The sequence below is a fragment of the Fructobacillus sp. ESL1096 genome (assembly GCF_058511985.1).
In genome coordinates this window covers 463280-483336 of record NZ_CP196400.1, presented here as the reverse complement: position 1 = coordinate 483336, position 20057 = coordinate 463280, and the positions used below count along the sequence as shown (strand labels likewise).

21 protein-coding genes are annotated in these 20057 nt (G+C 43.7%); 12 read left to right on the top strand and 9 right to left on the bottom strand.

Going from position 1 to position 20057, the window contains the following annotated elements:
• Window positions 1-57: 57 nt before the first annotated feature.
• Both ACSYSR_RS02130 and ACSYSR_RS02125 read right to left on the bottom strand, forming a co-directional pair.
• Window positions 58-879, bottom strand: a complete 822-nt coding sequence (locus ACSYSR_RS02130) for an undecaprenyl-diphosphate phosphatase (protein ID WP_252774339.1) — start codon at window positions 877-879, stop codon at window positions 58-60.
• 530 nt (window positions 880-1409) lie between these two features.
• Window positions 1410-2795 carry an amino acid permease gene (locus ACSYSR_RS02125; RefSeq protein ID WP_489816248.1) on the bottom strand — a complete coding sequence of 462 codons (1386 nt, stop codon included), beginning with the start codon at window positions 2793-2795 and terminating at the stop codon, window positions 1410-1412.
• Window positions 2796-2906: 111 nt separating this feature from the next.
• On the opposite strand from ACSYSR_RS02125, the gene ACSYSR_RS02120 reads away from it, so the two are divergent.
• On the top strand, window positions 2907-3062 hold the full coding sequence (locus tag ACSYSR_RS02120) for a hypothetical protein (RefSeq protein WP_489816249.1): 156 nt from the start codon (window positions 2907-2909) through the stop codon (window positions 3060-3062).
• Between the two features lie 139 nt (window positions 3063-3201).
• On the opposite strand, the gene argD is transcribed toward ACSYSR_RS02120, so the two are convergent.
• From argD to argF, 5 genes are all read right to left on the bottom strand, one after another.
• Window positions 3202-4368 (bottom strand): acetylornithine transaminase, encoded by a 1167-nt coding sequence (gene argD / locus ACSYSR_RS02115; protein ID WP_489816250.1) that lies wholly within the window; start codon window positions 4366-4368, stop codon window positions 3202-3204.
• 162 nt (window positions 4369-4530) lie between these two features.
• On the bottom strand, window positions 4531-5265 hold the full coding sequence (gene argB / locus ACSYSR_RS02110; protein ID WP_489816251.1) for an acetylglutamate kinase: 735 nt from the start codon (window positions 5263-5265) through the stop codon (window positions 4531-4533).
• 4 nt (window positions 5266-5269) lie between these two features.
• Window positions 5270-6466, bottom strand: coding sequence for a bifunctional glutamate N-acetyltransferase/amino-acid acetyltransferase ArgJ (gene argJ, locus ACSYSR_RS02105; RefSeq protein WP_489816252.1), 1197 nt, complete (start codon window positions 6464-6466; stop codon window positions 5270-5272).
• A gap of 187 nt (window positions 6467-6653) precedes the next feature.
• On the bottom strand, window positions 6654-7685 hold the full coding sequence (gene argC, locus ACSYSR_RS02100) for an N-acetyl-gamma-glutamyl-phosphate reductase (RefSeq protein WP_489816253.1): 1032 nt from the start codon (window positions 7683-7685) through the stop codon (window positions 6654-6656).
• 73 nt (window positions 7686-7758) lie between these two features.
• On the bottom strand, window positions 7759-8796 hold the full coding sequence (gene argF / locus ACSYSR_RS02095) for an ornithine carbamoyltransferase (RefSeq protein ID WP_252774333.1): 1038 nt from the start codon (window positions 8794-8796) through the stop codon (window positions 7759-7761).
• A gap of 593 nt (window positions 8797-9389) precedes the next feature.
• Between argF and ACSYSR_RS02090 the strand changes: the two genes are divergently transcribed.
• The 3 genes from ACSYSR_RS02090 (at window position 9390) to ACSYSR_RS02080 (ending at window position 12683) form a co-directional block, all read left to right on the top strand.
• On the top strand, window positions 9390-9923 hold the full coding sequence (locus ACSYSR_RS02090; RefSeq protein ID WP_489816254.1) for an SAV1803-related protein: 534 nt from the start codon (window positions 9390-9392) through the stop codon (window positions 9921-9923).
• A 474-nt stretch (window positions 9924-10397) separates the two neighbouring features.
• The gene (locus tag ACSYSR_RS02085; RefSeq protein ID WP_252774331.1) at window positions 10398-11312 is read left to right on the top strand and encodes a hypothetical protein; all 915 of its coding nucleotides are present in this window, start codon (window positions 10398-10400) and stop codon (window positions 11310-11312) included.
• Window positions 11313-11330: 18 nt separating this feature from the next.
• A complete protein-coding gene (locus ACSYSR_RS02080; RefSeq protein ID WP_489816255.1) occupies window positions 11331-12683 on the top strand; it encodes a zinc ribbon domain-containing protein in 1353 nt (450 codons plus the stop codon).
• A 38-nt stretch (window positions 12684-12721) separates the two neighbouring features.
• Here ACSYSR_RS02080 and ACSYSR_RS02075 read toward each other — a convergent pair whose 3' ends face one another.
• Window positions 12722-13282 (bottom strand): TetR/AcrR family transcriptional regulator, encoded by a 561-nt coding sequence (locus ACSYSR_RS02075; RefSeq protein ID WP_489816256.1) that lies wholly within the window; start codon window positions 13280-13282, stop codon window positions 12722-12724.
• A 100-nt stretch (window positions 13283-13382) separates the two neighbouring features.
• Here ACSYSR_RS02075 and ACSYSR_RS02070 point away from each other — a divergent pair, with 100 nt between their 5' ends.
• The 7 genes from ACSYSR_RS02070 (at window position 13383) to ACSYSR_RS02040 (ending at window position 18119) form a co-directional block, all read left to right on the top strand.
• Window positions 13383-13739 carry a hypothetical protein gene (locus tag ACSYSR_RS02070; protein WP_489816257.1) on the top strand — a complete coding sequence of 119 codons (357 nt, stop codon included), beginning with the start codon at window positions 13383-13385 and terminating at the stop codon, window positions 13737-13739.
• Between the two features lie 298 nt (window positions 13740-14037).
• Window positions 14038-14700, top strand: coding sequence for an HXXEE domain-containing protein (locus tag ACSYSR_RS02065; RefSeq protein WP_489816258.1), 663 nt, complete (start codon window positions 14038-14040; stop codon window positions 14698-14700).
• 1093 nt (window positions 14701-15793) lie between these two features.
• Complete coding sequence (locus ACSYSR_RS02060) at window positions 15794-16252, top strand: DUF805 domain-containing protein (RefSeq protein WP_252774321.1); 459 nt, start codon at window positions 15794-15796, stop codon at window positions 16250-16252.
• A gap of 125 nt (window positions 16253-16377) precedes the next feature.
• Entirely contained in the window at window positions 16378-16626 is a 249-nt protein-coding gene (locus tag ACSYSR_RS02055; protein WP_489816259.1) for a DUF805 domain-containing protein, read from the top strand.
• A gap of 8 nt (window positions 16627-16634) precedes the next feature.
• On the top strand, window positions 16635-16841 hold the full coding sequence (locus tag ACSYSR_RS02050) for a hypothetical protein (RefSeq protein WP_489816260.1): 207 nt from the start codon (window positions 16635-16637) through the stop codon (window positions 16839-16841).
• Between the two features lie 160 nt (window positions 16842-17001).
• Window positions 17002-17508: a DUF805 domain-containing protein gene (locus ACSYSR_RS02045; protein ID WP_489816261.1), complete on the top strand. Its 507-nt coding sequence runs from the start codon at window positions 17002-17004 to the stop codon at window positions 17506-17508.
• Window positions 17509-17621: 113 nt separating this feature from the next.
• Window positions 17622-18119 (top strand): DUF805 domain-containing protein, encoded by a 498-nt coding sequence (locus tag ACSYSR_RS02040; RefSeq protein WP_256470357.1) that lies wholly within the window; start codon window positions 17622-17624, stop codon window positions 18117-18119.
• Window positions 18120-18322: 203 nt separating this feature from the next.
• On the opposite strand, the gene ACSYSR_RS02035 is transcribed toward ACSYSR_RS02040, so the two are convergent.
• Window positions 18323-18904, bottom strand: a complete 582-nt coding sequence (locus ACSYSR_RS02035) for a xanthine phosphoribosyltransferase (RefSeq protein ID WP_489816262.1) — start codon at window positions 18902-18904, stop codon at window positions 18323-18325.
• A gap of 141 nt (window positions 18905-19045) precedes the next feature.
• On the opposite strand from ACSYSR_RS02035, the gene ACSYSR_RS02030 reads away from it, so the two are divergent.
• Window positions 19046-19882, top strand: a complete 837-nt coding sequence (locus ACSYSR_RS02030; RefSeq protein WP_489816263.1) for a CPBP family intramembrane glutamic endopeptidase — start codon at window positions 19046-19048, stop codon at window positions 19880-19882.
• Window positions 19883-20057 lie beyond the last annotated feature (175 nt).

Below are 20057 nucleotides of genomic sequence, written 5' to 3'. Positions count from 1 at the left end.
TTCGTCTTTTTCTATGCATCAAAAAAGCCCCCTCAGCGGGGACTTTTTTTGATGAAATTACATAAACATCACGGCGAAGACAATCAAACCAACAACGATTCGGTACCAACCGAAGGCCTTGAAATCGTGGGTTTGCACGAACTTCAACAGCCACTTGATAGCGATAACTGCAACAATGAAGGAAACGAAGGTTCCAGTTGCCAAGACGGCCCACTGTTCACCCGTGAAGGTGTTGCCCTTCAGGAGGTATGAACCAACCTTGAGGATTGTGACGCCAACCATGGTTGGAATGGCGAGGAAGAAACTAAATTCGGTGGCCACGTAGCGGCTGGCACCTAAGATAATGGCACCCAAGATGGTTGCCCCTGAACGGCTGGTACCAGGTACGATTGACAAGGCTTGGAACAAACCGATGTAAAGCGCTGTACTGTAACCGATGGTTGCCAGGCTGCTAATTTTAGGGGCCTTGTTCTTGTAGATGTTTTCAATCACAATGAACAAGATACCATAGACAATCAAAGCAGTCGCAACAACGGCTGGCTTGTGCAAGTGCTCATCCATGAAATCGTTTAATGGCAAACCAATCACGATTGATGGGAGGCAAGCAATGATTACCTTGAACCAGAGCACCCAGGTATCCTGGCGTTCCCGCACAGTCTTCTTTGCGCTAAATGGGTTCAGCTTACTGAAGTACAAAATTACAACAGCCATGATGGCACCAAATTGAATCACGTATTCAAACATGTTTTCAAAATCTTTACCCTGGCTGATTTGGACGAATTGGCTAACCAAATCAATGTGCCCAGTCGAACTGACTGGCAAGAACTCTGTTAATCCTTCGACAATACCAATAATAATGGCTTTAAAAATGTCAAGCATAATATCTCCTAGTATTTCTGGAATGCAAAACGCAACCGAATGCCTACAGACATTCGGTTACGGTTTGTAATAACAAACAAGAGCCGCCCGTTTCTCACAAAAGAAGGGTCAGGCGACATCTGGCGGTGCTTTAGCCTTAATAGGTTAGAATTCATCGTCAAAATCAGTTTACCACAAAGCCTGGTGTTCAAACCTGAGTTTTGGATAAACTTAAACAGTTTTTATTAAATGTGCCAAAGCATGACATGAAATCTAGAATCAGTTTTGATTAACAGATAAAGTCAAGAGGGACTTGAACTTAGACTGGAGAAAGAGAGGGAGAGCGGTTGACGGTGATTGCGCTACGGGGACCGGGTTAGGAAAGGCCGGACTGATTTGGACGGCTTGATTCGATTTATTCGGGAATTACCAAGAACGTACCAAAGAGGAGGTTGATAGAATGCACTCATATAAATAGAAGGAAGCTGATTGAAACGCATCAAAAAGTGCCCGTGTTCACACGGGCACTTGAATGAACGAAACACAGCAAATTAAATGGTTGCTACTTCTTGGTTGCGGAAGCGTAAGTAACAGTAACCACCGAAGACGATGACCCAAATGATGGCCCCGGTCGCCGGGATAACATCGTTTGGATTAGCAAAGAGTGACAAGAAGACGAGAACGAATGCCCCAATGGTGATTGGGCTTGTGTAACGATACCAAGGCATCTTGAAACCATCCGGCATGAATTCCGGTGAAACGCGGAAACGTCGGTGAGCGACCATCGTCAACAAGTAAACCACTAAGTAGAGGTCACTGGCACCACCAGCAACGAACTGGAAAGCATCGTTGATAGATGGGATGGAAGCAATCACCGGTGCAAAGAGTAAGAGCGCACTAGAGAAGAGAATGGCCGGCGTTGGGATACCGGCCTTAGCAATCTTAGCTAAGGGCTTCCAGTCTAATTCACGAGAAAGCTGGTAGAGGTGCCGACCACTAGAGAAAAGGACACTATTCAAGGCTGAGGAAGCAGAAGTCAAAACCACGAAGTTAATCACTGCTGCGGCTGCTGGCAAACCAGCCAACTTGAAGACTTGCACGAATGGACTATTACCGGCGGTAATACTTGTCCAGGGCATGATGGACATGATGATGATCAAAGCGCCGATATAAAACAACAAGACACGGTAAACAGTTTCGTTAATTGCCTTCTTCAACACCTTGCGAGGGTTCTTTGTTTCACCAATAGTGATGCCAACGAATTCCATCCCGGCCATCGCGAAGAAGACCATTGGAATGGAGCCAAGGAAGGCTTTTAAGCCGTTAGGGAAGAGGCTAAAGTTATGGAAAATGTTTCCAAAACTGGCTGTTGCTCCACCGGGACTCTTAAAGCCGGTCATGACCATGAAAATCCCGGTCACAATCAAGGAAATGATGGCAATGATTTTGATCATTGCAAACCAGAATTCCGTTTCACCGAAGGCTCTGGCTGCCAAAATGTTCAGCACAACCAAGGCGGCGAGAAAAGAGATTTCAATTGCAGCCGTATTCCAGGTCGGGAACCAAAACTTGACATAAGTTGCGATGGCAGTCAATTCGGACATTCCAGCAAAAATCAGAGCCAACCAGTAAGTCAAACCGGCAAAGACCCCGGGCCCCTTACCCAAATACTTAGAAATGAAGCCAACGAAGGTGTGTTGGTCGGGTTGTGAATAAAGCATTTCACCGATTGCGCGCATCATAAAGAAAAAGAGCGTGCCCAATACGGCGTAAAGAAGTAAAATTGTCGGGCCTGATTTTGAAATCGTTGAGCCTGCTCCCAAAAAAAGTCCGGTGCCAATGGTACCGCCGATGGCAATCATTTGCACGTGGCGGTTGCTCAGAGAGCGCTTAGTGCCGTCTTGGTTGATCTCAGTCTCTTGAATAGGTTGTGCCATAAGCATTCTCCTTCTACTTTGAATCATCGATTCAAACGAACAATTATCATAAATCACTAATATAAGTATGTGTTTCACTGTAATTTCGTCTATCATAGGATGAAAAAAATTATGGGAAAATATTTTTTGTTAGGAAAGATGACATTTACTCTGGGGTTAGCCAAGGGGCAGTGTTCAGAAAAAAGGCGGAAATTTGGCGTTTTAGCGATTTTTATGAAAGAAAAAATGATTCTAAAAAAATTAGTCAAAGAGATAAAAAAGGGGTGATTTTTATCTCGTTTCAAAAATAACTTGACGCTTTTTAGGAAAAATTGAAACCTAATCAGCTAATCAAATCGTGACGGATGAAAATTTTCATCGTTAAGTCTATTCAAAAATTTCCAAAAATAAAAAATGACCATTAAGGTCATTGAACGGCAACGGCTTGGTCAGCAGTGCTCAGTTGTTGAATTGTTTGACCGATTTGATCGATGGCTTGGGCTAAAGCAATTTGATCAACAATCAATGGTGGCAGAAGACGTAGTGTGTTGCCACGGGCAGAAAGGGTTAAGAGGCTTTTTTGGTGGAGGGCCTGGATGACTTGGTTAACAGGCAGAGAATCAGCTAAGTGAATACCAACCATTAAACCGGCACCGCTGATGCCGGTTACGCCTTCTAACGGACTAAGTTTTTGTTCCAGCTGGTCAAAAAGCCAGTTGCCCTTTGCTTGAACAGTCGCAAGGAAGTCTGGATTCAGCTGCTTAAGCACTGCTTTAGCGGCGGACATCACGACTTTATTGCCACCAAATGTCGTGCCGTGGTCACCTGGTTGGAAGTACTCGGCGATATTTTTTTTAGCGAGAAGGGCTCCAACCGGCAAACCGTTGGCCAGTCCCTTGGCAACGGTTATCATGTCTGGTTCCAAACCGTCGTGTTCAAAGGCAAAACGGTAACCAGTCCGACCCATGCCACTTTGCACTTCGTCAATGATGAAAAGAGTACCGGTTGCATGGCATTTGTCTTGGACTTGGTGGAGCCAGTCGGCCTGCCCAACATTAACCCCACCTTCACCCTGGATGACTTCCAGAATCACGGCAGCAGTGTCTTCGGTAATCGCAGCGAGGGCAGTTGAATCATTAAAAGGCACCATCTTAACTGCTGGCATCAGCGGTGCAAAACCTTCCTGGATGTGGGGATAACCAGTAACAGACAAGGAACCGGTGGTCCGGCCATGGAAACCATAGTTAAAGGCCAGGAGTTCGTGCTTGCCAGTCGCCTTGTGGGCTAACTTAATCGCAGCCTCGTTGGCCTCGGTCCCTGAGTTACAGAAGAAGGCCTGGTAACCATCTGGACAGAGGTCTTTTGCAACTTCTTCTGCGAGCTGGTTTTGGTATAAGTTGGAAATATGCCAGACCTTTTCCACTTGGTCGGCCACGGCCTGTTTAATTTGTTGATTGCTGTAACCAAAGTTACAGACACCGATACCGGCAGTCAGGTCGAGATATTCCTTTCCCTGGTCATCGATTAGATACGAATCGTGTCCAGCCACGATGTCAAAGGGGAATTGGTCGTAAGTGTGTATGGTGGTCGTCATGGTAAAGCCTCCTATTGGTTCTACTGTCTGTTTTAGGATTAGAAAAATCAGAAACTTGTTTGCTGTTTTTTTACTGCTAAGTGGTCAAGAAGGCGCACTTAAAAAAGCTTAAGCTTGCAGTCTCCCAAAAAGCGTGATCAGGTTGTCGATTTTTTGTCTGAATCATAGTTCTAACTTTGTTCCTTGGCCAAGGCGATTGGTGATGGTAATCTTGTGGACACCGTGGTGAAGGGCAGAAAATGCGGCTTGAAGTTTGGGCACCATGCCAGCGGTAATCAAATTCTGGTCAATTAATTGGTTGGCTGACAGCGAGTTGAGGGCTGTGACAACCTCTTCATTGACTAAGACACCGGGGACATCAGTCAAGAGGATTAACTGGTCGGCTGATGTCACCGTCGCCAACGCTTGAGCCGCTGAATCGGCATTTACGTTAAGAAGGCCATTTGGGCCACTAGCGAGTGAATTGACCAATAAGATTGGATGGTGGTAACTTGCATTTTGGCTAACCCTTGCTAGCACCGCTTCATCAATGCCGGTGACCTGGCCGACCTCGCCATAGACTTCTTGATCAAGGTAGTCGGCAGTAAAGAGGGGGCCAGCTTCCTGGTTAACGGCGAGGGTTGGAAGACCTTCTTGGACCAACTGATTTTGAAAATGAGGCTGGATGACGTTGGTTAACAGATGGCTGGTTAGGGTCAGAACACTTGGTGGTGTGACCCGAATCCCGTTAATTTTTTCGGTTGGCAAGTCAAAGAAAACACAGGTCGAAGAAATCAATTGCCCACCACCGTGCAGGATGACCACTTGCTGGCCCTCCTTGGTCCATTCCTTAACTTGGTGGAAGAAATCGTCTTTTAGTTGGCTGATGGCATTGCCACCGATTTTAATGACAATCATGCTCTTAACCTTCGTAGGCGGCGTTGATTTCAACATATTTATAAGTCAAGTCACAACCCCAAGCCTGACCAGTTGCCTCGCCAACATGCAAGTCAATGGTCAAATTGATGTCATCTTCGGCGAGGATGGCTGCTACTTGGTCTCTGTCAGCCAAGACTTTTTGGCTGTCCTTGACGAGAGGCATATCAGCTAAGTAAATATCGAGATGGGTGGGGTTGATTTGTGCTTGGGTTTGGCCAATCGCTTGGACAATTCGGCCCCAATTGTTTTCTTCGCCAAAGAGCATGGCCTTGATGAGGTTGGAACCGACAATTGCCCGGGCAACCTGGTTGGCCTCAACCACTGAAGCGGCGTTGACGACGGTTGCTTGCACAAACTTGTTTGACCCCTCGCCATCTTTGGCGACCATCTTGGCCAAAGCAACCAGCACTACCTTTAGTCCTTCTTTGAAATCAGCCAAAGCGTCGGTTTGCGCTGAGCTTTGGTCAAGCAGTTCGTTTTCTGCTTGACCATTAGCAAGGACGAGGACCATGTCATTGGTGGACATGCAGCCATCAACCGTGATTTGGTTGAAGGAAGATTGAATTAAGTCAGAGAGAAGGTCCTGGAGGGTCTCACTGGCGATGCTGGCATCCGTGGTAACGAAGCCCAGGGTGGTGCCCATGTTTGGATGAATCATCCCAGAGCCCTTGGCAATCCCTGTAATGGTAACGGGCTGGCCGGCAACCATGACGGTAACCGTTATTTTCTTTTCGCAAGAATCAGTTGTCAATATGGCATGGGCAATGTCTGATTTTCGGGTCAAACTTAATTGATTTAGGCCCCCTTTGATTTTTTCCATTTCTAGTTGTTTGCCAATGACACCGGTCGAAGCGACGGCCACGAGGTCGGGATTGATAGCTAACTGATTGGCTGCCAGTTGGTGGGTTTCGTCTGCGTGGTCCAGTCCTTCTTGGCCGGTGAAGGAATTGGCATTACCAGAATTAATCACGATGGCTTGGAGCTTGTGGTTCTGGTTAATCAAATTTTTAGTGAACTGCACCGGAGCAGCTTGAAATTGGTTTTTGGTATAAACACCAGCGGCAACGGCTGGAACATCTGAAACGATCCAGGCCATATCAAGTTGGTCGTCTTCTTTAAAGCCCGCATGGGCTGTGCCCGTTTGGAAACCTTTTGGCCAGGTAAAGTCAATTGCTTGCATGAGCAGTTCTCCTTTTCTACTATATAAAGAGGGACTTTTGTCTTTGCTGTTGTTGGTCTAAGTGCCGGCAAGGTTAGTCGGTTAATCAAGGGCTTTGTGGCCATTGATTGGACCATGCTGTGAAGCTAGTGGAGCACAGAAGCAATCCCGCCAGAAATCTTAACAAGTCTGACGGTATTCTCGGTCTTTAAAAGGCCAAGGCTGTTAATTCCAGTCCAGTAGTCACCGGATAGTTCAGCAACTGGTTCATGTTTTGAATAGCTTGACCGGCGGCCCCCTTGAGCATATTGTCAATGACGGCGTCGATGGTCAGGTAACCCGTCACGGGATTAAAGGTCAGACCAATTTTGCAGTTATTGGTCCCGATGACGGACTTGATATCTGGGAGGTAATCATCACAGATTTGAACGAATGGATCTTCGTCGTAGAGGTCATGGTAGTAGTTGAGGATAGCCATTTCGTCGATGCCAGGCTTTACCTTGGTATAAATCGTGGCCATAATACCGCGGTCAATTGGGACCAGGGTCGTCATGAATTGTAGGTGTTGTACCTTTGGGTTCCACTTCCTAAGTTCAGCTAAGATTTCTGGAATATGCTTGTGCTGGTTAGCCTTATAAATCTGTAAGTTTTCGTTTGATCGGCTAAAGTGTGATGATGAGCTCAGGGACTTGCCAGCACCGGACAATCCTGATTTAGCATCGACGACAATCGAGTCGGGTTCAATCAAATCGCCCATGACGGCAGGTGCTAATCCTAAAAGGGTTGCCGTTGCATAGCAGCCGGGGTTGGCGATGTATGCGGCCCACGGATTTTCGTAAATGTCGGCCAGGCCGTAGTAGGCGTTTTGCAAATCAGTTTCCTTAGCTGGGCTGAGATGATACCACTTTTCATATTCGGCTGGGTCCTTGAGGCGGAAGTCACCTGAAAGATCAATGACTGGGAAATTGGCTTTCAAGAAGGGGACGGCTAAGTTGATGGCGACCCCGGCCGGTGTTGCAAGGAAAATCAGGTCGTTGTTGGCCATGATTTCTTGGCTATCATATGGGTAAGCTAGTTGGGGATGTGGCAGGTTCAAACGAGAGTTGAGGTCGACAAGTGGAATAGCATCGTCCAAATCGTGTTGGTAGACGTTGATGGTTTCAACTTCGGGGTGTTCTTGTAAGAGGGCGTAAAGTTGCATGCCGGCATAACCGGTAACGCCTGTAATTGCGGCATTCATAGCAAGTGTCCTTTCTGTATTACTAGGTTTTGGTTCTGGCCGTGAAGATCAATTTCTGGCTTGGCTGGTACCATTAAATCTTTGGAATAAAGTGGGTCCCAAGCGTGGCGGCCATCATCGCCTTAATACCGTGTTTACGGTTTTCGGCCTCATCGAATTGGCGTCCGTATTGGCTTTGGAAGACCTCGTCGGTGATTTCCATTTCCTTGAGACCGTACTTGACATAAACTTCCTTACCAACTTCAGTGCGCAGGTCGTGGAAGGCTGGTAAGCAGTGAAGGGTAATCAACTGACCGTCCTCGAGGTGACCGGTCATGGCCAAAGCGTTCATGTTGACCTGGTAGGGCAGGAGCAAGTCGATTCGTTCCTTCCAGTTATCTTCACCCATGGAAACCCAAACGTCGGTTGTGACAACGTTGGCATCCTGTAAACCGGTGGCCAAATCAGCAGTGATGGTGATTTCGGTACCAGTTTCCTTGGCATAACCTTGGGCAATTTCTACGACTTCGGCAGCCGGTTGCAATGATTCCGGACTAACGATGGCAACGTTGATACCGGCCATGGCGCAACCGACTAGTAATGAGTGGGCAACGTTGTTGCGACCATCACCGAGGTAGGCGACCTTTAAGCCAGCTAAGTGACCGAAGTTTTCCTTGATGGTCATCAGATCAGGAATTGTTTGCGTTGGGTGCCAGTCATCCGTCAGCCCGTTCCAGACGGGAACGCCAGAGTACTTAGCCAAGGCTTCAACGCTTGATTGACGAAAACCGCGGAATTCAATCGCGTCGTACATTGAACCCAAGACTTTCGCTGTATCTTCAATCGATTCTTTGTGGAATAAGTGGATTTCATCCTTGCCCAAAAAAACGGGGTGGGCACCTAGTTCGTTGGCAGCCGTAGTAAAAGCTGATAGAGTTCGTGTTGAGTTTTTTTCAAAAATCAGGGCGATGTTCTTGTCAGCCAGTAGCTTGGTGTGGATATTTTGCTTGGCAAGCCCCTTTAAGTGCAAACCGTAATCAACTAAGTAGTTTAGTTCGTTGACTGATAAATCAGTTTCTTTCAAAATGCTCTTACCGTAAAATTGGTTTTGAAAAAATGTTGTTGTGGTCATAATCTGTTCTCCTCTAGTCTATAAATCAAAAAAACGCCCTCTGACAGATGATTAGTCTGTCAGAGGGCGTTTTTGCGCGGTACCACCTCAAGTTCCTAGAAGGTTTGCACACTCCTAGCTCAGCAAGTCAAAAAAGACTTTGGCGGTAACGGGCCATTGACCGATTCTTTCTACTCATTTCGAAAGATAACTCACGGGCACGATTTAGTTGTTTTGTTTGGCCGGTTCTCACGAATTAACATCCAGCTTTTCTGTGAAAACAAAGTCAACTAAAATTTCCGATCATCGTTTTTTGATTAACATTGGCTTTTCGCCAACTTGTTGACAACAGCATAAAGAATATTTTTTCACCTGTCAAGGATTAATTAGAGAAAAGTGAGAAAATAGTGAGTTCTTTCTTGGGTAAAGTTCATCTAGAAAAGCAGTCTGGGTGCGCAGTTGGCGAATTTTTGAGCACTAGCAAAAATATTTAAGATGAGGCTGATTTTTCAATGAAAAATTTTACTGAAAGGAGTGATTGACCAGAAATTTTGTAGCTGTTGCGGTAAGATGGGGGGAAGAAAGTTACTCAAGAGTTCAAAAGGAGACATGCCATGACAGAACAACTCGACCAATATATGCAATTGCTGAAACTATCCTATTCGGATGCCGTGGCGGAACTTCTACAAAAGTATGGCCCGGCCAAGGACAGTTACTTTGCTGAAGATAACTACCAGGCTTTTTTGGTTGGCAAAACGTATTCTTTGCCCAAAAATGTAGCGATTGACCGGACGGCAGAGGGGCTTTATTGCCACCATATTGATGAAAGTCGGTATCTCAACTTGGCCGATCCGGCGATGATTAAGGTTCAACACTATCCGTATGCCAGTCAACAAAAGACCCGCTTGGTTTACTGTAATTTAATCGAGCACGCCATCTTGCATGCTTTGATTGCCATTGAAAGTAAGCAGGAGTTTGGCTATGCCGAATTGGTTAAGGAATTAAAACCACAAATTGAAAGGTGGTACATTGAGGGCGAACAGCCAACTAGCCCAGCTGAAGCAGTTGAATGCTACAAGACGGCCTACCTTTCAGCAGATGAAACCTATAAGTTGATGATTTTTATCAAGGAGTTGGTTAAGGAATAGACTGAGGACCGTCTAGCAACTTTTCTGATCTGGACTGTACTGACCGTGCGCCCACAAAAGCATCCAAACAACAAGTTCTTGAGCAAGCGCTCTTCTTCAGCCACCAAAAGGTGGTGAGGAGGGGCGCTTTTTTACGTCCGTGTAACGAAACAAAGCGGGGAAAAGTTAACGAAAAAGAGCTTGTCATCCCCAATTTCCCAATTGTTTAGAATGGATTTTCACCAGGGAGGTGGCTGCGGTCAAAGATTACACGCTGATTTCTTTTGGCCATTGTTCACGAGGTACCGGTAAATTTTTTGTTTATTTGTTCAAATGATTATTTTTTGAGATTCATTATACTTGGGACCAAGCAATAAAAAGACACGCAAGCAATGATTTGTCGTATAAGTGCAGTGGTGTCAGATTTAATGCACCCGATTTGTGTTACAATCAAATTATATTCATTTAATTTAAATGTGATAAAGGAGAGAAAGTATGACAAGTCGTAATGAATGGGAAGAATATTTCGAACTCATTAATAATCGCAAGCCAAATGCAGATGAAATTACCGCTGCTTTGCAAAAGGGTGAATTTACAGATGGCCAAGCTCAAAGTGATCGCCCTGAAATCAAGATCGATAGTCAGCAAATCAGCAAGGGAGTAGAAGAAACCAAGGAACAAGCGGGGAAAGCCTTTAATACAGTCAAGCAGCACGCCGGGAACTACTTTTCTTGGTTTAAAAACCGGGCCTTGCGTCCAATGAAGTATGTCAATGAAGAAAATCCAAATCAGCTTTACCTTTGGTTGACTTTTGCCTTGACAACGGTTTGTTCTGCTGGCATTTTCTGGAACTTCGTTCGCCGCATCTTTGTTTCGTTGGCAAACGTCGTGGGAAACGACAACTCTTATGGTCGCAGTATTGCGAGCTTTGCTGGCCGGATTTTACCATCGGTTTTCTTTAACTTTTTCTTTGTCTTTGTTATCTTGTTCCTTGCTGCGTTGCCAGGATTGGCATTGGTGACTAAGGAACAGGAAAAATTCAAGGATTTGGTAAACCAGTTTTTGGTTTTCCAACCAGCCGCTGCCATCTTTGCTATTATTGGCTTTATCTACTCGTTTATTGCCCAGGTGCCAAAGGTAAGTGTTGATAATATTAGCAGTGTTCTTCAAGAAATTATGATTAACGTTGGTATCTTAATTATGCTGCCAATGTTATCCTTTGCTGTTGTCAACCTTGCGGCTGTTTATTTTGTTCAAAAATACCGTGAAAACGATCAGAAATTGGACTTAATCTGGTGGCAAATTTCTCAAGCAATCATGACAGCAATCGTCGTTTATATCGGTTACATCGTAATTATCACACCAATGTTCAAGTCATTGATCAGTACAATTGCCAACTTTAATTATTAATCTAGGAGGGACCTATTCATGACACAACAAGAATGGCTGGCTGCCTTTAAAAAAGAAAACGGTCGTGAACCTTCCTTGGATGAATTTAAAGCCGCTAAGGCAAACGGCTTTGCCTTGACGACTGACCAGCAGGAACGTTCCGAAAGGGAACGCTTGCAAGCCTGGGTGGCAGATTTTGAAAACAAGTACGGACGGAAGCCATCAATTGATGAAGTCAAGAAACGTCAATATGCAGCGCCGACGTCTACTGCCGAATCGGTCACGGCTACGAATGGAGAGGCGCCGACTGCCCCCCATCGTCAGGGTCGAGCGGTCAGCAAAAAACATGGTTTTCGGTTGCCAATTATTATCATCGTGTTGGCTTTGCTGGCCGGTTACTTTTATGGACAACACTATTACTCATATGATTCATCAATGAATCGTGCGGTCAAGGTTTTGAACAGCCATAATGCTGATCAGTACAGCCAGAATTTGACTTGGTCTGATACTGACAAGCACCTTAGCAAGAGCGAAGTGGTTCCCCTAGTTAAATATATGAAGACTGGGATGACAAAGACGAGGGTTGAATCACTTTTGAAAAACGACTCCTTTAACGTTAACTTAAAGAAAACGGGCAACCAGTTTTTCATTTTCCCGAAGTATCAAATGGTGGTGACCCCGATTGATTTGCAAGTTTACACAAATCACTCAGATTTGAAGGTAACGGCTAACGATCAGGTCATTGTGGATGATTCTGACGAAGATGAAGTCGCTACTGTGAAACATCAGGCACCAGGTAACTATGACATGGTTGCCCAGGGTGAGAGTGATGGTGACAGCTTCAAGGGAACGATGACTGCTACCGTTTTGAATAAGGCAGCAGCTGAAATCGATTTGCACGCTTATAAGTCGTCTTCTTCATCTAGTTCGAAGTCAAAGTTGACCAAGACTGGGGCTGACGCCTTGCTAGCAAATCTAACGTCGCTGCTCTCCCAAGCTGGGTCGTCAGACAGCAGTTTCGATACTAGTGACTTGACGGCATCTGACGTTTTCGTGAATGGTAGCAACAACAAAGCTTACTCAGACTTCATGGAAATGATTCAGAACAACAAGACGACTGCAAAGCGGACAGCTGAATCAATTAACTTCGGTTCGATTGATATTCAAGATGTGAACGCGACGGGAAAGCAGACTGCTGATGTCACCTTTAAAATTAAGGAAGACTTTAACTACTCGGCTGACACGGATCCCGACAAGCATAGCTCTGGTACATTGTCACAGGTCTTCTTGTTGAAAGCCCATGTGAAGTATGACGATGATGCCTCAAAGTGGTTGATTGATAGCATCGATTCTGATCAAAAGAAGCTCTCTGAAACAGACAATGTTAAGTAAATCGTAATGTTGAAAAGAACACCTGCTGGTGTTCTTTTTTATTTGATTGCATCTTTAATTTCCTGGGCAATTTGGCCCATTTCCTCAACTGATTTTTGGCAATTATCATCTACCCAAATAGTTAGGAGTGAAAACATACCTGACAAGGCGAAATACTCAATATATACTTGATTCTGCTGTTGCTTTAAAACAACTGCTAGCTGACTCTGTTGTATATTTTCAAAGGCAATACTTTGCAGTAAATAGGACAAGTTTTGCTGTTTTAGTTTTTTTAATATAGCTGTGTATTGCGTCCAGAAGTTAAAAAATAAGGTAACGGTTTGAGCGAAATTTTGTTCCGTATCTTTATTATCTAAGTAAGCAAAAAGTTCAAACACGATGTCCGTTATAATGCTTTTTAAAACATCCTCTGAGGAATAAAAATGACGATAAAAAGTTCGACGAGTATAACCAGCTTTTTGCATCAGATCCGCAATCTTGATTTTTTTGATATCCTGATTTTCCATGAGCGCTAACATGGCTATTTTGATGTTATTTTTTGTTTCTTCAATCTGCTTTTGACGACGATGTTGGGTGGTAAATGTCTCAATTTGCTTCATTTGTGTATAAGTCCTAATCGGGTACTATTTATTATTAGTTATCAGAATTATAATATTAGTATGTAAATTACACAACTGAGTCATTTGTAGGAGATTAACAATGAAATTTTTAATAAATAATTGGTATCGATTGGGAGCGGTGCTTGGTCTGATTTTAATGACTTTTTTGGCATTCCACTTGATAACGTTGAGTGCAGTTCAGATATTACTGATTTGGAATTTGATTGCTCTATTCGCCCATCAGTTTGAAGAATACCAGTTTCCCGGTGGTGCTCCAATCATCATCAATAAAGTTGTATACGATGAAACTACTCTAGCTGATCATTATCCTGGTAATGGCCTTTCCATCATGTTAGTTAATACAATTGCTTGGGTTATCTACTTAGTCGCGATTTTATTGCCTAACTATTATTGGTTAGGACTGGGGGTGATTTTCTTTAGTCTTTCCAAATTTTAGGTCATTGTATTCAAATGCCTCTTAAATTGCGTGCATGGTATAACCCGGGTATGGTGACGACGGTTGGTCTTTTTTTGCCCCTCGGTGTAATTTATATTAATAAATTATCGAGTTTAGGGAAATTAAACTGGGGAACCATTTTTCTAGCTTTCTTGGTGTTAATTGTATGTATCTTATTGAGTATTGTGGCTCCGGTTCAGCTATTAAAGAACAAGTATACTAAGTACCCAATAAATCATTGGCAAATTAAAAGATATAACGAAATTATGGATTTTTGTCAGTTAACAAGGTCAAAATAATGAAAAAATGGATTATGAAGTGGTATGATTTTATGCCATTTATAGCTGGGTTCTACGCCCTAGCACTTGGATTGTTTGTCTGGGATTTCAACCAACGAATGCTGTTATTGGGCTTAATTTTTATTCATTTACATTTCTTTGAAGAATTTGGCCTCCCAGGTGGCTTTGCTTGGGGTGGAATTAAAGTTGAAATGAAAAATGTCAATCGCGTTGTTTCGCGATGGCAGTTGAACCAAAGTAGCTCGTTGTTTGGTAACGAATGGTTTGCGATTACAGTGTATTTGCCAACGCTATTCTTGCCCCAATGGCATTGGTTAGTTCTCGCCGCTGTTATTTTTGCTTTTGTTGAGCTATTCGGACATCTAATTATCTTTAATGTGGGACTCAAGAGCTATTACAACCCCGGTTTGTTGACCGCGATTATCTTGTCAGTGGTTGCAACTGTCTTTTTAGTAGAAACGATTCCATCAGGAATGTTTAACTGGCTTGATTTGCTCATGGCCTTTTGCTGGATTGGATTGAATTACTGGATTGGCTTCCGTTCGCCACTATTTTTGTATTTTAACAATAAGAAGCAATATACATTTACGAAAGAGGATTTGAATAAATCGGCTAGTTATATGAAAAAATTTGGTAGCAAACCAGACGATTACCAATATTAATTAACCTATTCGTGTATGAATAAAAGAATAAGCAGGGCCCATAAAGTGGGTCCTGCTTTTTTGGTTTTTCGTAGTGGCTTTGCTAGTAAAAGCCGGCTTAATAGACAAAAAGAGGAAATACTGGTTCAAATCTAATCACTGCCGTTCATGATGGGATCACCAATCATTAAAATTGTTGGTGTAGTCTGTTCTGTGGGTTTGCTGACCATAGTTAAACTGAAACGTGCTGACTTAGATTTTTCTTAGGGTAACGTACTAGTCGTTGATTGGGTAAAAGACATTCATAAAAATATAAAGAAAGTTATAAGCAATGGGGTGCTGAATTTTTAGCTATCTCTTAGGTTTGAGTTGTAATTTAATATCAATTTTAAGTGGGTTGCTGAAATTACCCTGGGAGAAAATAGTTTTTATACTTTTGCTGCGGACTAATGTTACTGGTTTGTTCGGTATGTTGCGAGTTAGGGAAGTGAGCTGACAATGTGTGGGGAAACGCTAGCGCACCTTTGCTTTTTACCTTATAAATGAGGTATCAAAACGAAAGGAGGCCGAATATGAGTGGCTTGATTCGGTTGGTGGTCATTTGCATCAAATATGGTTTCAAGCACTTAACCAATACTTTTTTGGGGCGGCACACGGATAATTTTCGAGTGCAGCTCCATGTCACTAACCTAGTACAAAAGGAGGTTAACTGTTATGAACAATGGCAATGCGGCAACATCACAATCAATCAAAATGCAACAGCGCCAAAACACAGGCGCCCGAGTGGTTCAAATAGGCGTAATAAATTACTTTAATTATTATTGTGTTAATGAGGCGCAACGAATGATCCGGTTAAATCAAGTTTACTATGTCAAAAAAATCGTATCCCCGAGATTAAACTATCAGCATTTACGATGTCGTCGACGGCGCCTTGAGCAAAAGCAGTTTCCCAGCCCATTCATCACTTTCAAAAACGGTATCAGGGATAGCACGACTTACCTCTATCTGGGCTTTTCTCCTTTAGGAGTTCACCAAGTCCGGTGGTCATCATACCAAGTCTTATGCTAAAATAGTCAAAGCGGTTTTAACTTGAGTAACGCGATAAGGAGAAAAAATGTTTAAAGCGTACAAAAAGTTTTGGCAGAATTACGTTAACTTTAACGGTCGGACAACGCGAGCTGATTATTGGTGGTTTATCCTGGCCAATACCATTATTTGGTTACTTTGGATAGCGGTCTTTGCTGGTGTTGCTGTTGGGCCCATCATGAAGTATGTTGATTATGGGCATTTTACGCAAGCCGATACGCCAATGTTAGGCTTACTAATCGTTTTGCTCTTATTGGCTCTCTTTTATGCCTTAGCGACCTTCATTCCCAGATTATCATTGCAGTACCGACGAATCGTTGATACAGGTCTTAGCCCATGGTGGTTTCTCTTAGTTGTGATTGGCAAGTTTTTGTCAATTAGTGCTGCGGCACAAAACAGCGCTATTACAGCTGCTATCTTCTTCTTAAACTTAGCTGTTTTTGTCATCAGCGTGTCTAAGACAGATGCCTTCAAGAAAGAAAAATAAGATCATCGTACAAAAGTTAGTTGCAGGAAAGGACTCATGGAAGTGGGTCCTTTTTTGTTCATGCTAAACATTCGGCAACCCTGGTGCTACAATGAGCAATAGAGGGCTCGAAAGGTCGGATAGCAATGATGATGGTACAAGCATATAAAAATTATTGGCGTAAGTATTTGGACTTTTCTGGGCGGGCTTGCCTAGCTGATTTTTGGTTAGTGGTCTTTGACAACATCCTTTTGACTGTTGTAGTTCTTTTGCTAACCGGAGGATCCATTTGGGGATTGGCACAACAACTCTTATATGATGGTGTTTCCGGCATTGGTTTCGGGGTTGTGGGAATTGCAGCTTTGGCTTTAATTTTTTCACTGTTTATGGTTTAGCAACCGTTATGCCCAACTTGTCCTTGCAATACCGCCGTATCTTGGATACTGGACTGAGTGCCCGTTGGTTTGTCCTTCCGGTCGTGGCTTGGGCATTAGTCATTGCTTACGCGATTGTTCAAAATGTCCTCTTGCTTTTGGCCTTGGCGGTGGTTGAATTGGTTCTCTTGGTCATTAACTTAGCCGGAACCAATCGCTTTGCACGAAAACGTTAATTTTTTGAAGCCTGGCCGTTGGTCGGGCTTTTCATCTGACCATAACGTTTGAGACAAGTTAACTTACGATGGTAAACACTTAAAAATCAGTCATTTTTTGGTAGTTCTTATTGAAGAAGAGTGGTAAGATAAAAGCGATTGAGAGAAAAGTAAATGGGGGATGGATATGTTATCTGCTTATAAAGATTATTGGAAGAAGTACTTCAGTTTTTCTGGTCGATCAACCCGGTCTGATTTTTGGTGGGTTGTCTTGGCCAACATTCTAATTGGCATTGTGGCAACGGCTATTGGCGGCAGTTCGATTTTTTCTGCACTGGACTCTGCCTTGAATGATAGCAGTCAGTCACAAGCAGCGACTGGTTTAGCTGGTTTTGTGATTGTTTTTGTTGTTTTGTATCAGTTGCTAACAATTATTCCTAATTTGTCTTTGCAAAGTCGACGAATTATTGACACTGGCCTAAGTGGCTGGTGGTTTATTCTGGTTGTTTTAGCCTATCTCTTGCCAGGGGCTTCGCTAGTAGCTTTACTAAATGATGCCTATAATGCTGCTGGCGGCAGTGGTACCTTAAATTCTCTTTGGCTCATGATTCTTTGGGCCATTGTTGAAATTGTCATCTTGGTGATTAACTTAACACCAACCGATGCCTTCGGTCGGCACCGTTCTTGATTGGTATGCAAAGCAGCCCGGCTGGGCTGTTTTTTAGTGTTAAGGCGGCCATCAGGATTTTTAAGATTGCTTCTTGATGGTATAATGTCGAGGTTGATTGGCACAGAGAGGGGGTGAGAAGGTTGATACAATCATACAAAAAATACTGGGAAGATTATTTTCATTTTAGGGGTCAGACTTCTCGCTCGGAGTATTGGTCGGTCATGTTCATTAACTCAGCGATTAGTCTGCTGGGTTATTGGTTGGTCTTGTACTTGTTGAGCAACTTGGTGCAAACAGTTGCGTCCGTTGCTGACAACTCGAAGGCCTATTGGGTCGTCCTAGTGACGTTAGTCCTGGTAACCTTCCTATTAACGGTTTTTTGGCTGCTTAACCTTATTCCTTTTTTGTCAATTTCTTATCGACGTTATCGGGATACGGGCTTACCCTCCTGGGCTTTTATTATTGAACCAGTAGCAATTTTTCTATCTTTAGTCGGTTACTACTATCAAACGAAGGTCTATGAAAGTAATATCAGTATGCCCCTGTGGCTAATTCCCGCCTTACTAGTGTTGGTATTGGCAGATTTTTTGATTAAAATTTTGCCGACGGGGACTTTTAATAAAATTTAAAAAGCCATTGGCCAGATAACTGGTCAATGGCTTTATTTCTTCTATGAAAATTGATTTTTCGATAGGAATTTTTGCGATACAGAGTGACTGTAGTGATAATAAAAAAGTACCGATGACTAATCAAACAGATTAATTAACGGTACCAAGCATTGTCAAAGGGCGCAAGGACGGTCCAGCTTGAATTGTGTTGACATGACCTAGGCTTAGTCCAGGTCGTCAAAAATGACTTGGCCGTCTTCAAAGGCGGCAATCTTAGCCAAAGAGTGAATATTCGTTAAGCCGGCTTCGATGGCGGCTTGGCGTCCAGGTTGGAATGACTTTTCAATTACAATGCCGGCCCCGACGATTGTCGCACCCGCCTCATCAGCTAAAGCCTTCATGCCTAACAATGCCTGGCCGTTGGCGAGGAAGTCGTCGATTAGTAAGACGTTGTCCGCGGCTGATAAGAAACGCTTATCAATTCTGATTTGGTTGCTGCTTTGCTTTGTATATGAGTAGACGTCAGCGGTGTAGGCATCATCTGAGAGAATGCGCGACTTTGATTTGCGTGCAAAGACGACGGGGACGCCAAGACTCAAGCCCGCCATCACGGCTGGGGCGATGCCAGAGGCTTCGACTGTGATCACCTTCGTAATGTCCTGGTCTTTGAAGAGGCGGGCAAATTCGGCACCCATGGCCTGCATCAGCTTAGGATCGATTTGATGGTTTAAAAAGGAATCAACCTTCAAAATATCAGCGCCCAAGACGCGGCCGTCTTCTTTAATTCGTGCTTCTAATTCCTTCATGAGGACTCCTTTTTCAAGACCGCTTACAAGCGGCAATCTAATTAATATTTTACCAAGGGGAAAAGCTTGCTACAAGGGCAAAAGTTGGCATTCTGCAAGAGATATGGTACATTAAAAACTAATGAAATGAGGATTACGTGGATGCGAAATCAGCAAAATAAGCTCATCAAGTTGATGAGGTGGCTACCAAATCAGCAAGACAGACATGTCAAGTTGATGAAGTGGATGCCCAATCAGCAAGACAAGCTCATCAAGTGGATGAGGCTTACCAAAACCTTTCTATTAAATTTGGCGGCCTTTTTGGGCTTCTTTGCCCTGGAATATGCGGCAATGGTCTTTATCCAGGGGTCGGTCTATTTTTCTGGTCAGCACCGCTATGCGGTTCTGATACTGGGTCTTGGTTTAGCCTACTGTTTTGTACGCTTTGGGCTGCAGGCCATGAAAACGAACAAGGCCAAATTATCTTTTTCTTTGAAAACGATTGCCTGGCCCACCAAGTCAGAATTTGGGACGATCATTGCAGCTTATCTCCTAGGTTGGTCGGGGATGGTCATCTGGAACGAAATTGAAATTCTGTTCTTTTATAAGTTGACCCATGGGACGACGGAAAATCAAGCTGCCATTGATAATATCATGCAGGTCGGTGGCCATTATTCATTGGTAATGTTTTCGCTGATTATTGTCTTCTTAGGACCGGTGATGGAAGAAATCCTGTTCCGTGGACTCTTTTTCCGCTATTTCAAGTCAGTGAAATTTCCCTGGCTGGTTGTTGTGCTGTCGGCCTTGTCCTTTGGTTTTTATCACCTGAGTTCCTACACTTGGGTCTCACTTTTAGACCTGCCACCGTATGCCATTGTCGGGTTTTCGTTGGCTTACGTATACAAGAAAACGGATAAGTTGTCATCCTCGATTATCATGCACGTTTTCCACAATGGCTGGATCCAAGTCATCTCGATTATTACCCTACTTCAACACTAATTTTATCTTTGACCAAATCAGGCCTGCCTACCCGCAGGCCTTTTTTCTTGGACGCCAGAATAGGTAGGACCAATCAAAGGAGTGTGGAAAAAAGAAAAAATCTGTTGTCCTTATACCCAGTTTGGTTATCAGTGAGACTGATTTTTCGCCTGGGGGAACAGCAGATTTTTTAGAT